At 33.7% G+C, this 13,368-nt stretch carries 11 protein-coding genes; 3 read left to right on the top strand and 8 right to left on the bottom strand.

What is annotated here, in order from left to right:
• Positions 1–13: 13 nt before the first annotated feature.
• On the bottom strand, positions 14–433 hold the full coding sequence (gene arfB / locus NTZ27_13040; GenBank protein MCX6175672.1) for an alternative ribosome rescue aminoacyl-tRNA hydrolase ArfB: 420 nt from the start codon (positions 431–433) through the stop codon (positions 14–16).
• 71 nt (positions 434–504) lie between these two features.
• Positions 505–3,300 (bottom strand): hypothetical protein, encoded by a 2,796-nt coding sequence (locus NTZ27_13035; GenBank protein ID MCX6175671.1) that lies wholly within the window; start codon positions 3,298–3,300, stop codon positions 505–507.
• Between the two features lie 219 nt (positions 3,301–3,519).
• Between NTZ27_13035 and secA the strand changes: the two genes are divergently transcribed.
• The 3 genes from secA (at position 3,520) to NTZ27_13020 (ending at position 9,422) form a co-directional block, all read left to right on the top strand.
• Complete coding sequence (secA, locus tag NTZ27_13030; protein ID MCX6175670.1) at positions 3,520–6,582, top strand: preprotein translocase subunit SecA; 3,063 nt, start codon at positions 3,520–3,522, stop codon at positions 6,580–6,582.
• A gap of 12 nt (positions 6,583–6,594) precedes the next feature.
• Positions 6,595–6,933: a P-II family nitrogen regulator gene (locus tag NTZ27_13025; GenBank protein MCX6175669.1), complete on the top strand. Its 339-nt coding sequence runs from the start codon at positions 6,595–6,597 to the stop codon at positions 6,931–6,933.
• A 92-nt stretch (positions 6,934–7,025) separates the two neighbouring features.
• A complete protein-coding gene (locus tag NTZ27_13020) occupies positions 7,026–9,422 on the top strand; it encodes a hypothetical protein (GenBank protein MCX6175668.1) in 2,397 nt (798 codons plus the stop codon).
• Between the two features lie 100 nt (positions 9,423–9,522).
• Here the strand turns inward: NTZ27_13020 and NTZ27_13015 are convergent, their stop codons facing one another.
• The 6 genes from NTZ27_13015 to NTZ27_12990 all read right to left on the bottom strand — a co-directional run bounded on the left by NTZ27_13015 (position 9,523) and on the right by NTZ27_12990 (position 13,223).
• Entirely contained in the window at positions 9,523–10,056 is a 534-nt protein-coding gene (locus NTZ27_13015) for an RNA methyltransferase (GenBank protein MCX6175667.1), read from the bottom strand.
• Position 10,057: 1 nt separating this feature from the next.
• The gene (locus NTZ27_13010; GenBank protein ID MCX6175666.1) at positions 10,058–10,381 is read right to left on the bottom strand and encodes a multidrug efflux SMR transporter; all 324 of its coding nucleotides are present in this window, start codon (positions 10,379–10,381) and stop codon (positions 10,058–10,060) included.
• 2 nt (positions 10,382–10,383) lie between these two features.
• The gene (locus NTZ27_13005) at positions 10,384–10,875 is read right to left on the bottom strand and encodes a GerMN domain-containing protein (GenBank protein MCX6175665.1); all 492 of its coding nucleotides are present in this window, start codon (positions 10,873–10,875) and stop codon (positions 10,384–10,386) included.
• 127 nt (positions 10,876–11,002) lie between these two features.
• Positions 11,003–11,383 carry a hypothetical protein gene (locus tag NTZ27_13000; protein ID MCX6175664.1) on the bottom strand — a complete coding sequence of 127 codons (381 nt, stop codon included), beginning with the start codon at positions 11,381–11,383 and terminating at the stop codon, positions 11,003–11,005.
• Positions 11,384–11,434: 51 nt separating this feature from the next.
• Positions 11,435–11,851, bottom strand: a complete 417-nt coding sequence (locus NTZ27_12995; GenBank protein MCX6175663.1) for a hypothetical protein — start codon at positions 11,849–11,851, stop codon at positions 11,435–11,437.
• A gap of 223 nt (positions 11,852–12,074) precedes the next feature.
• On the bottom strand, positions 12,075–13,223 hold the full coding sequence (locus NTZ27_12990) for an MFS transporter (protein MCX6175662.1): 1,149 nt from the start codon (positions 13,221–13,223) through the stop codon (positions 12,075–12,077).
• Positions 13,224–13,368: the final 145 nt, after the last annotated feature.

The following is a 13,368-nucleotide window of genomic DNA, read 5'->3' as shown; positions in this document are numbered from 1 at the left end:
CAGCCGAGAAACATCACGATTGATCAGAATATTTTCTCATTTTTTTCTTTTCACTTAATCTTTTCTTTACTTCAATTCTTTTTTGGTTCGAAGCATGCGAGGGATTTGTTTTAATTCTACGTTTCCTTCTTACAGAAGATTTGTCAATCAACACGATTAATCTTGCAATTGCATCCTTACGGTTTTTCTCCTGAGTTCTAAACCGGTTGGCTTCAATAATCAACACACCATCCTTAGTTACTTTTCTTCCGGCAATAGATTTTAATCTTGTTTTTACATCTTCAGTCAGTGATTTCGAAGAAGTAATATCAAATCGTAATTGAACTGCGGTTGCAACCTTATTTACGTTTTGTCCACCCGGTCCGGAAGAACGGATAAACTTGAATGTTAATTCACTTTCTTTGAGTGCAATATTTTTATTAATTCTAATCAATTGTAAAAAGATAAACTGTAACTACAAGTAATCCCGTCATCAATGAATAATGTTTTAGGAAGAATTCTTTTTTAATTGGAAACATATTTTTCAAATAGTGAATTGTTTGATTTAATAATTTCTTTAATTTTTTTATCTAACTCATTAACACTTTTTAGTTTCATGAATGATGTAATAATATTTTTCTTATCTAGATTCGAGGGCAAATTAACTTTACTAACATTGTAAATATTTTGCAAAGCTAGTTCAACATGTTTAAGGAAAATAAAATTACTTTTTAGTATGGCAATCTCTGATGCGGAGAAATGTTTTTTAACAACTTGAAATATTCTAGTAAAATTATTTCCGATGCACTTTTCAAACAACTCCGGATAGTTCAAGCAAATAGATTGCAATATAAAATCAATAGTAAGTAATCCGCCGCGATCTTTCTTTATGTTAAACGATCCATCAGATGAATGAATTGTTTGACGCAAAATTGTGGAATACATTTTTACAATTTCTTTTCTTATTTCAGCTTTATCCAGTAGTCTAACTTTTTCCAAGATATGCTTTCGTAAGCGATTAAATAAATTAAAATCACCGCAGATATACTTGAGTTTTAGAAGAGACTGAAATTCCCAAACCCTTGCACGCTTATCTAAATAATCGTTGTAATTCTCTATTCCCCAAACTAATGGAGAACTTTTCCCTTCAGGACGCAGTTTAAAATCAACTGCGAATGGTTTTATTATTTCGGAAAGAGCATTAATTAATTTTTGAAAATCTTTTTGAATATTAGGATGATCTGCAACATTATCGGTAACAATTATTAGGTCAACATCCGAAGCAAAGTTCATATTTGCAGAACCAAAACTTCCTAATCCACCAATAAAATAATTGTATTGAATTGATGATTTGTTTACATGCGATTCAATCTTTTGTGCTATGTAAGAAGATAAAATTTCAGAAACCTGAAGTGAGTTAATCAAACCAAGAGCATATTGTGTGGAAAGTATAAGAACAATTTCATCCGGGTTAAACTGATTAAGCGGCTCATCCGATATTTTTACAAATACTTTTCTGGAGAGAAAAAATTCTTCAAGAAACATGTTAGTTGATATGAGATCAACTGCTTTCTGTGAATAATGACAAACTTTGAGAAAATGTGCGAAGAATTTCTTGTTGAAAAATTCACTATACCAAATTGATGCTATTTTAGATGACTGAATGATCTTTACAAAATTATTCAAAACAACATCGGGTTCATCTATTTTTTTTAGAAAGCCTATTAATGTCGGCTGTATAGACGAAAATAATTCTGTTGTTCTGGAATCAAATTCTTTTCTTCCAATTAGTCCTTCGCCCGTTCGAAGAAAATTTAGATTCTTTTCAGCTTTTTTTGTTTCCTTAAATTTTATTTGAGGACTAAAATCTTTTTTGTTGGAAGATTCAGTCTTAAGAATTTGATTATAAACATTTCTAACATTCGTTCGGTGTGACTTTAGAATACTATTAAACTCTTCTTTTGATTTCAGCCCAAGGTAATTTATCAATTTATGAAGCAGCTCATTCTCTTGAGAGATGATATGTGTCTGGGTATCATTCATCAATTGAAGAAAATGTTCTAAGCGTCTAAAGAAAATATATGCTTTAGAAAATATTGTACTCTCTCTTTTTGTTAAGAATTTCTGTTCGGTAAGAAGTGAGATCACTTTCAAAGTATTTCCACTTCTTACAGATTTGCTTTTACCCCCGTTAATTAATTGAAGTGCTTGGACTGAAAATTCAATATCTCTAATTCCACCGATAAAAGTCTTTACATTCTCTTTTTCTTTGTTATGAAGTTCAATATTTGATTTCATCTGTCTAATTTTTTCTTTGATAGAAGATGAATAAGTCGAAGGGAAAATATATGGCTGAACGAAATTGAAAAATTGATTGTAAAGATTTTCATCACCGCAGATGTAATCCAGCTTGATCAGCATTTGCCGTTCCCAATCCTCACCCCGAGTTTCATAATATTTTGTGTAATCAACTAACGATTTACACAGTTCTGAAAATTTCCCATCGGGACGCAAACGAAAATCAACTCGATAAATGTAACCACGATCAGAGATCTCTGTGGAAGATTTTATAAATAATTGCGCCGCCTCAGATAATAATTCATGATAATCTTTCGAACTTCCGCCAATATTTTCATTGAAGTCATAAAAAAGAACTAGATCAACATCGGAACTGTAATTGAGTTCATTACCGCCCAGCTTTCCTAAAGAGCATAAACAATATTTATGATGAAGATCTGTAATCCCGTATTTGTTCAATACTTCTTGATAGCATATTTCGAATAGTTTTGAGTTTAGAGATTTTGCTAAAAAAGAAAGTTGTTCTGTTGTAGAAATCAACTCATCTATGCCGAGTATATCTGCAAGTCCAATTTTAAGAATGAATCTCTGTTTGATCTGTCTAAGAAAATTTAGTTTTGAATTGAAAGATTTAAAATGCCCGGCTCCATCCTCAACTTCTTTCATTAAATAAACAAGATCAAATTTTTTTGAAAGGTACTCTTGATCGAATACTTGATAAAGAAATTGAGGGTAACGAACGATTATATCGGTTAAGAAATCACTGCAAGATGAAATGGCAACAAGAATTTCGCCATGATGTGGATATCCAATAATCTCATCGAAGAAAAAAGTCTTATCATAAATTGAAGAGAATATTCTTAGAAGATTTGCCTCAGATGACTGAGTGAAATAATATTTTTTCGTTTCGGTTTCGAGAAAAACTAGAACTTGTTCAAATATTCTGGAAGATATTTTACCCTCGGTTAATTCAACCAGTTTATTTACAAATCCGGCAGAGAATTGAAATTTCTTTCTATGCAAAATTAAAACTCACCAAAACTATTAGTTGTTAAAATAATTCTTGTATAGATCAATCGCACTAATTAACTATTGATGCAACAATAAGAAAAAAAACGGAAACTCATTTACACCTTTGTTTAATAATGTTTGAAGCGTCTGTTATCACTTGTATATACGCAGTTTCATTGCAATTAAGAACCTCTTTATTTAACTTGCTTGCCGAAAAAATAGGAGAATTTGATGTTCGAATCGCTGCTGAAAAAGTTTTTTGGCGATAAAAATGTACGTGCTACAAAAGATCTATGGCCTGTTGTTGAACAAATTAAAGTTGAGTACGAAAAATTAAAAGATTTGACGGATGATGAACTCCGCGTTAAAACTACTGAATTCAAAAATAGAATTGAAGAATATACCCGCGAAACAAAAAAACCGCTTGATGAATTAAAAATTAAGCTTCTAGATGTACAATCCGTTGAAGAGAAACACGCTATCTATGATGAAGTTGAAAGATTGGAGAATGAACTTACCGACAAGTACGAAGAAATTCTCAATGAAATTTTACCGGAAGCATTTGCAGTTGTTAAAGACACTTGCCGTAGACTATGCGGAAGATCATGGGAAGCAGCAGCTAATAAAATTACCTGGGATATGATTCCTTATGACGTTCAACTTCTTGGCGGAATTGTTTTACATCAAGGTAAAATTGCTGAAATGGCAACGGGTGAAGGTAAAACACTTGTTGCAACTCTGCCGGTTTATCTAAATGCACTCACAGGTCGCGGCGTTCATCTTGTAACCGTTAACGATTATCTTGCTAAACGTGATAGTGAGTGGATGGGTGAGATTTACAAATTTCACGGGTTGACCATTGGTTGTATAATTAATACGATGGATTCCGATCAGCGAATTAAAATGTATGCATGCGATATTACTTACGGAACCAATAATGAATTTGGTTTTGATTATCTGCGTGATAACATGGCAAGTTCAAAAGAATATTGTGTTCAACGGGGACACAACTTTGCAATTGTGGATGAAGTTGATTCTGTTTTAATAGATGAAGCAAGAACACCACTTATTATTTCCGGTCCCGTCGGCTCAACAGAACATAAATTTGATGAGATGAAACCGAGTGTTGAAAGACTTTTCAGAAAACAATCTAATCTTGTTGCATCAATTGTAAAAGAAGCTGAACAACTTTTACAATCAGATAATTCTAAAGACCGCGAAAGAGCCGGGATGCTTTTGTTAAGAGCGCATAGAGGATTTCCTAAGAATAAAGCTTTAATGAAACTTTTTTCCGAACCGGAATACAAAAAATTATTACAGCAGACCGAACTCGATTTTCTTCGCGAAAGCGCTAAACGAATGCCGGAGATTGATGAAGAACTTTACTTTGCAATTGAAGAACGAAACAATCAAATGGACCTTACCGAAAAAGGAAGGGATGAACTTGCCATGGGTTCTTCCGAAGGAAAAGATTTTTTTGTTCTACCTGATCTCGGCACTGAGATAAGTAAATTAGAAAATGATCCTTCGGTTTCGGATGAAGATAAATTAAAAAAGAAAGATGAGCTTTATCATATATATTCAGAAAGATCGGATCGGATTCACACATTAAATCAGCTATTGAAAGCTTATACTTTATTTGAGAAAGATGTTGAATATGTAATTACTGAAGAAGGAAAAATTGCGATTGTTGATGAGTTTACAGGACGTGTTCTTCCGGGAAGAAGATATTCCGACGGACTACATCAAGCTATTGAAGCAAAAGAAAGCGTAAAGGTTGAACGTGATACACAAACTCTGGCAACAATTACTCTTCAAAATTATTTCCGCCTCTACAGAAAACTTGCAGGTATGACCGGAACAGCGGAAACTGAAGAAGGAGAGTTCTTTGAAATTTATAAATTGGAAGTTTTAGTTATTCCAACCAACAGACCAAATGTTAGAGATGATGAAGACGATGCGATCTATAAAACTAAACGTGAAAAGTATAGCGCTATTTTAGAAAAGATAAGCGAGCTGCGCGAACAAAAACGTCCGGTTCTTGTTGGAACAACAAGCGTTGATGTTTCTGAAACGATCAGCAAAATTTTGAAGAGACAAGGTATTCCGCACAATGTTCTTAATGCTAAACAGCATCAGCGTGAAGCAGAGATTATAGCATTCGCGGGACAACCCGGTGCAGTTACAATTGCAACAAACATGGCGGGTCGTGGTACTGATATTAAATTAGGCGCTGGTGTTGTAGATACCGGCGGTCTTTATATTCTTGGTACAGAACGACATGAAGCGCGCAGAATTGATCGTCAGTTACGAGGCCGTTCAGGACGTCAAGGCGATCCCGGAACAACAAAGTTTTTCATTTCGTTGGAAGATGATTTGATGCGTTTATTCGGCAGCGATAGGATTACGAATGTTATGGGAAGAATGGGTATGGAAGATGGTGAGGCAATTCAACATCCGCTTATAACTCGATCAGTTGAACGTGCGCAGAAAAAAGTTGAAGAAAATAACTTCGCAATAAGAAAACGCTTACTCGAATTCGATAACGTAATGAATCAGCAGCGTGAAGTAATTTATTCGAGAAGAAAACAAGCTCTTGAAGGTGAACGTCTTAAAAGTGAAGTGTTCGAATATCTTGATGAAGTAGTTCAGGAGATTGTTGATAAATATTATGATGAAGGCGATATAGAAAGTATTCATAATGAAGTGCTGCAAAATTTCTTAGTTGATTTTAAGATTGAAGCCGATACATTTGAAAAACTTGGTAAAGATGGTGTGAAAGAAAAAATTCTTGATGGCGCAAAAGAATTTTACAAAAGAAAAGAAGAGATGCTCAGCATCCAATTAATGTCGCGTCTGGAACAATATGCGGTGTTAAGTGTTATTGATGAAAAATGGAAAGAGCATCTAAGAGAAATGGATGATTTAAAAGAAGGAATTGGGTTAAGAGCTTACGGGCAGAAAGATCCTCTTCTTGAATACAAATCCGAATCTTATACATTGTTTTTAAGTTTACTGGAACAAATTAGAAATGAAGTAGTTGCTTTCTGTTTTAAGTTCTGGCCGCAAGCTCCTCAAGAAGTACAAGGAAGAAAAACTGCCCCGGCGCAAAGAATGCAGACTATAAAAGATTCTGCAGATAATTTAGGATTGCGGGCTACGTCACCGGAAGGGGATGGAGATAGAAGGGGAAGACAACAGCCGGTAAAAGTGGAAGCAAAAGTTGGTCGTAATGAACCGTGTCCTTGCGGAAGCGGTAAAAAATTTAAAAATTGCCACGGTAAAAACGCTTAATATGAGGTTGCTATGAAAAAAATCGAAGCAATCATTCGTCCTTTTAAATTGGATGAAGTAAAGGAAGCTCTGCTTGAAGAAGGTGTTCGCGGGATGACGATTACTGAAGTTCGCGGATATGGGAGACAAAAAGGGCATAAAGAAACTTACCGTGGAAGCGAATATCAAATTGAATTCGTACCGAAAATAAAAATTGAAGTTATTGTTGATGATGATTCGGCTGAAAAAACTGTTGAAGCAATTTTGCGAACTGCAAAAACCGGCCAAGTTGGCGATGGTAAAATTTTTATTTCCGATATATCGGATGTAATTAGAATACGAACGGATGAATCCGGTTCATCTGCTCTTTAATTTTTTGTAAATTTACATATATGAATTCATAAACAAGGAGAAACCGCATAATAGTTTTTACAGTTTTATCAATAACTAAATAGTAAAAGACTATGTCTTACAAAAAAACAAAAAAACTATTTGTGCAGACATCTTTGTTATTTCTCGTCGTTGCACTTTCAAGTTGCGGTGTGTGGACAGACTTTAACACCTACTTCAATACTTACTACAATGCAAAAACACTTTTCGATAGAGTCGAAGAAGAAATTCTCAAACAGAAAAAAGATATTTTTGCTTTCCGAGAAACTCTAACTCAGGGTACTCAAACTACTTCTCCAATTGTGTCTCAACCAAGTTCGCAATTTGGTATCCAACAAACGACACAATTTAACGTCCCGCAAACTGTACAACAAAATGTTCAACCAGGAGCACAAATCGGAGGTACTCAATTAAGCGGTTCGCTTAGTCAGGATCTCACAAGGGTTATTGAAAAGTGTTCGAAGATTCTTCAGTATGAAACAGGCTCATCATATTTCCCTGATGCGTTATTCATGACTGGAAAAGCATTTTATTATCAATCAGAATATGCAAGAGCTCAAAGAAAATTTATTGAACTTGCTGGACTCGGTGACACAAAATATCGACTTGAAAATAAACTTTGGTTAGCAAAAACTCATTTACAACTTCATAATTTTGATGAGGGTTTAACTCTAATTGAGGAAGTAAAAGAGGAAGCTCTGAAAGAAGGTGATGAAAAACTGTTTAATGACGCTGCGATAACCAGAATTGCATTTTTTGAATTCCGTGAAGAATACCAAAAAGCTATCAATGAATGCACTTACTATCTTACTGTTTCCAAAGATGATGAAACAAATGCGCTTGTTTCATATCAGCTTGGAAAGATCTATCTGTTTTTAAAAGATAAAGAAAATGCTCTTAAAGCTTTTGTAGATGTATTAAAATATTCTCCAACTTTTGACATTGAATTTCAAAGCCGAATTGAACATGCGAGACTGCTAAAAGATTTAAACAGAGTTGAAGAAAGTGAATCTGAACTAAATAATATAAGATACGCCGGAAAATTCAAAAATTATGTTGATCAAGTAATGATTGAACTTGGCCAGATCTATTATGAAAAAAATGAAACCAAGTTAGCTGTAAATATTTTTCGGGAAGTTGATTCAACTTTTAGAATGAATCCAACGTCTGGAATTGCACAAGCGAAATTAGGAGAAATATATAAAATAAAATTTCGCGATTATGACAGCTCCTATAAGTATTATAATAAAGTCGCAATGTCATTGGCACCGGCGGATATTAAAATTGAATCGAACAGACATGCCAGGGATCTTGATAAATATTTCGCTAATAAGAAAGAGTTGACTGATTTATCTCAGCAGTTAAATTATATTCTAAATCCGACTCGTTATATGCAAGATTCTATTGAGTATGATATTGCTTACAGACAATATTTAGAAGAGAACCGCCGTATTATAGAAAGTCAAAACAGCGCTACTAATAATCAAAATCAAACTGATCCGGGAATTGAACTCCGCCGACAGCAAGCATTGCAGCAAAACCAAAATGTTAATTCAAAAGATAAAAATCTTACCCCTTATCAATTAATATTGCAAGGAAAAATAAAAAAACCGGAACGCCTTCGAATTTCAGCTGATTCAGTTAGGACAATTTATTCAAAAAGTTTGTACGGACTTGGTAGCTTGTTTTTTTCCGAGTTAGATGTACCGGACTCAGCCTATTTTTATTATAATAAAATCCTAACTGAGTATCAGAATAAGCCCGTAAAAGTTCAAACATTTTATGCACTCGGAATTTATTATGAGACAATGAAGGATACTGTAAAAGCCGACAGTCTATTCAAAATCATTTATGACAATTACGAAAAAGATCCTCTAAGAACTGCGGCAGGTGAAAAGCTGGGATTGATAAAAAAAGAAGAAAAAAAAGCGGAAGTAAAAAAAGATGAAGATCCTGCAGAAGTTTTTTATTTAGAAGCCGAGAAAAAATATTATGATAAGAATTACGAAGATGCGATAAAATCATTTCGTGAGATTTACAATAATTATCCAAAATCAGAATTTGCAAAAAAATCTTTAACTTACGCCGGGATGATATATGAAAGAGATCTCAAAATGTATGATTCAGCAGCGGCAGTTTATGGAATTCTTGTAAAAGGTTATGTGGGAACACCGTATGCAAATTCTGTACTTCCAAAATTCAGTGAATATCAGATTGAAAGATTACGTATAAAGACTGAAAATGAAGCAAAGCAAAAAGAATTAGAACAACAAAAGATAGAAAAAGAAAAAAATAATAATGTTGCACAACCACTTTCGAATCAAATAGAACCGCAAAAACAAACTGCAGTTAAAGACTCTACAGCAAAGAATGATACCTTGTCTAAAGAGCGTCTAATTAATCAGAAAAATTTAGAACGATTAAAAACAAATCCGGATTCTACTAAGAAAAAATTAAGAGACCGTATTTAAACTGAATTGATCCTCATCGATAAATTCTATTCCGGGACAATGTAGCACAGATTCTTAATCTGTGCTTTTTGTATAGGAGGGTGCAGAATACGATTCTGCTCTACGAATCCAAAATCCTTCTTAAATCAAAAACAGCAATCCCGTAAGCTACTGCAACATTTAATGATTGTTTAATTCCGTATTGCGGAATTTCAATTGACATATCACACATATCCAATAACTCTTGTGAAACTCCTGTGATTTCATTTCCGATTATTAATGCCAAAGGGAAATCTTCTTTCTTAATCTTAAAAGTTGGGATACTAGATTCTGTAAGTTCGAGCGCACAGATCTTAATTCCATTTGCTTTCAATTTTTGAATAACGTCTTTTGGATCATGGATATATTCCCAACTAACACTATCTTGTGAACCAAGTGCTGTCTTCAGGACTTCTTTCTTGGGAGGATGAGGTGTATATCCGCAGAGAAAAAGTTTTTCGATCATAGCACCGTCTGATGTGCGGAATATTGATCCTACATTATAGCTGCTGCGGATGCTGTTAAGCACAACATAAATTGGAAGTTTAGTTACAGTGTGTAATGTAGATAAAGTGCTTCTGTTCTTAGAAATTTCTTCGTGGGAAAGTTTTTTCATTTCAATTGGTTTTGTATGTAAGTCGCAGACCGATAATTCCAACAACGATTAAGAAAATAAAAAAAACACGAATTAAATCTTTCGGTTCGTTAAAATAAATAATTCCGTAAATGGCTGTTCCGATTGCACCTATACCGGTCCAGACAGCATAAGCAGTTCCTATAGGAAGATTTTTTACACCAAGTGAAAGAAAAACGTAGCTTAGTATCATAGTAATAACTGTAAAAATTGTAGCTTTTAATTGAGTAAAACCTTGCGAGTATTTTAGACCGACAGCCCAGGAGATTTCAAACAGCGATGCAATAAAGATCCAGATCCAAGACATTCTTATTTAAATCCTTCTTGTGCAACAGTGAGATATGATTCTAAAGTTTTATCGTTAATATAAATTTTTACTTCTTTTATGTCTGAGAACTGTTTTGTAGTTTCATAAAGTTGTTCTTTAATGCGTGGTATATCGCAAACAGCGGACATATGGAAATCCCCTTTTAAATAAACATCTGCTATTCCATCTGCTATAGTTACTTGATATACTAGTAATGAAGGACCTTTAACGAAATTTTTTAATTCTTCCGAATCTTTAGTTATTAACAGCTCATTAAGTGCAGATTCTACCTCGTTATTCTCTACTAAAACATTTTTAGTAATTGGAACCAAAATGTCATTACACCCGATTTTCTTCCCGTTTAAATTAGATCCTTGATAAGCGACCAAGTAAATATTAACAGATATTTCCTTTGGTCCGTTGCCATTACAACTAATAATAAATATGGAAAGAATTATTATTGATATAAATAATATTAATTTTCTTTTTTTCATGTTTGTCAATTTCTTTCTTTGTTTTTCTTCAATAAACAATCATAATAATATCAATGAATTACCAACATTAAAAGATAAGAAAAAAATATTTCTTCTCTTAGGGAAGTATTAATTGTCTTAGTAATATTTAGTTACCGTCTTTTTCATCTATATGAAGACGGTGAAGGAAACGATGTACTGCAGGGGCTATTATTATTCCAACAGTAACTAAAAAAATAATCCCGGAAAACAGAGCATACATTGAAGCAAAAATTTTACCTGAATCTGTATGTAATTCAGTAACCGGTCCCATACCGCCTAGAATCATAGAGGCATTGAGTAGAGAATCAATCCAGCCAATACCTTCAAAGTAATGATAACCTATTATACCGATCATAAGTGAGAACAAAATTGTAGTGGCACCTAGTAGAAGATGATTAAACATTCTCTTAACAAAAAGATCTCTTGGTAAAAGAGGTTCATTCTTGTGCTCGAATGTAAATCTATTTTTTATTTCATTTCTTCTCATATAAACTCAGATTAAAATTGTTTATGTTCAAAATTACTCGTCTGTCTGATTTCACAAAAACTTATCGCGTCTGTAAATATATTCAACCAGCCATTTATCCCCAACCTTTTTCATATCAATATGATTTTTCCTGGGTTTAAGATCCGGACAATTCTTAGTAAAATAATATTTGCCTGTTGTACCATCTTTATCTAATTCAAACTTATCAAGTGTAAATGTGCATTTGGTATCATCTGTTATTGTACTTTCTTCATCCATTTTCTTTATCATGAACGATATCTGATCTTCACATCCTTCGCATGCACAAAGTTTACAAGCGCCGAACCAATCTCCTTTGAAATAAAGTTGAAGAAATTTTTGTGCTACTTCTTCCGGTTTGGAATAATCAATCTCAACAGGTTGTGATAATAATAAATGAACATCTAAAGTGAAAAATATTAAAGCGATAATTAAAAATCTGGTTCTCATATTCCGCTCCTCTTTGCATTTATTTTATATAATGAGGAAGCCTGTTGAAAAGAAAATTGTTTGGAAAGGAATTTCAATCTTGAATCTTGTGTCAGCTTACTCATATAAGTGCCAACAGTTTATGTATTAAAATATAACGAAAGGAGAGTTTAAGTTCATATCATTAATTGATCATCTAAATATATTGAATCCTTTTCTATGCCAGCGGATGTAAAAAATATTTTTACAAGTTTTTCTTTAATCCAAATAAAGCAATAAAAATTACCAATAAAAACAGTACCCCGGCTGCAACAAATGGAAAACGCAATCCAAATTCAGAAACAATATATCCGGCTGATACAGAACCGAAAAGATTTCCAATTACCTGAAAACTTGATCCTACGCCAAACACACCTGCTTTTCGGTTATTATCTGTATTATGACTTACTAAAGTAAATACCAATGGTTGAATTAATCCTAATCCAAATCCACCAACAGCCAATACTATTATTAAAAAAGAAGCAGAGCTCACAAATGAAAGCAAGAAGTATGTTGAAGTTACAACTATTGAGGCAAATAAAAGTATCGAATAAATTTTTCTTTTAACTGCTAATTTGCCAACTAAAGCAGAAGCCAATGCAGAGGTGCCGCCGAAAATACCTAGCAAAATCCCCGTTACTGTGGAAGAATTGTTCAATGTAAAATTCATTGATTTGATGAACAGCGAGAATGTAGGACGAACAACCGTGACGGCTAAAGAATATATCAGTAGAAACAACATACATATAATTAATTTTTTATTCTCTAAGACATACCGCCAATTTTTTGTGAGGAAGTAATAATTATGGTCTTCACGTGTGAATTTTTTTTCATCTATAAAGAAAACAATCAAAAATCCGGATAGCCCGACTGTTATTGCAATTAAAAAGAATACTTCTCTAAGACCAACCAGATCTGCAAGTACGCCTCCTAAAATTGGTCCCACAACATTTCCTGAGCCGTTTGCAAATTGCAGTATACCGAGAGCTTGCGCTGTTTTTTCTTTTGGAGTGTTGGACGCTGTTAACGAAACAGCTGCGGGATAAAATCCGCCCATAACTTCTTGAAGCGAAGCAAATAAAATAAGTTGAGTCAAGTTTGTAGAGAATCCCATCAAAAACTGAGCGGCAGCAAAACCAAACACAGCAAGAATTGTCATTAATTTTCTGCCGTATTTATCGCCGAAGCTTCCCCAAAAAGGAGTTGTGAAAAATGAAACAATAAATGGAGCTGCAAATATCCACCCGCTCCATATTGCAGTATATTCGGGTGTGGTCTTGCCAATATCATGAATAAAAAGAGGAAGAAAAGGAATCAAGCTTCGTGTTCCTGCACGGTAAAAAAATTGACTTATGCACAGAGCTGTTAAATTTTTCTTCCAGGTTTCGATGATTTATCTCAAATTGGATTATTTGCATATGAAATTAAGTTTTTGATTTCGGCATTCCAAAATGTTAATTTTTTGATGAGTAAGATATTTATTTCTGTTATTGCTGTAC

This window comes from Ignavibacteriales bacterium (genome assembly GCA_026390775.1).
Lineage (GTDB): Bacteria > Bacteroidota > Ignavibacteria > Ignavibacteriales > Melioribacteraceae > Fen-1258.
The sequence above is the reverse complement of the archived record's forward strand: the minus strand, read 5'-3'. Positions and strand labels throughout refer to the sequence as shown.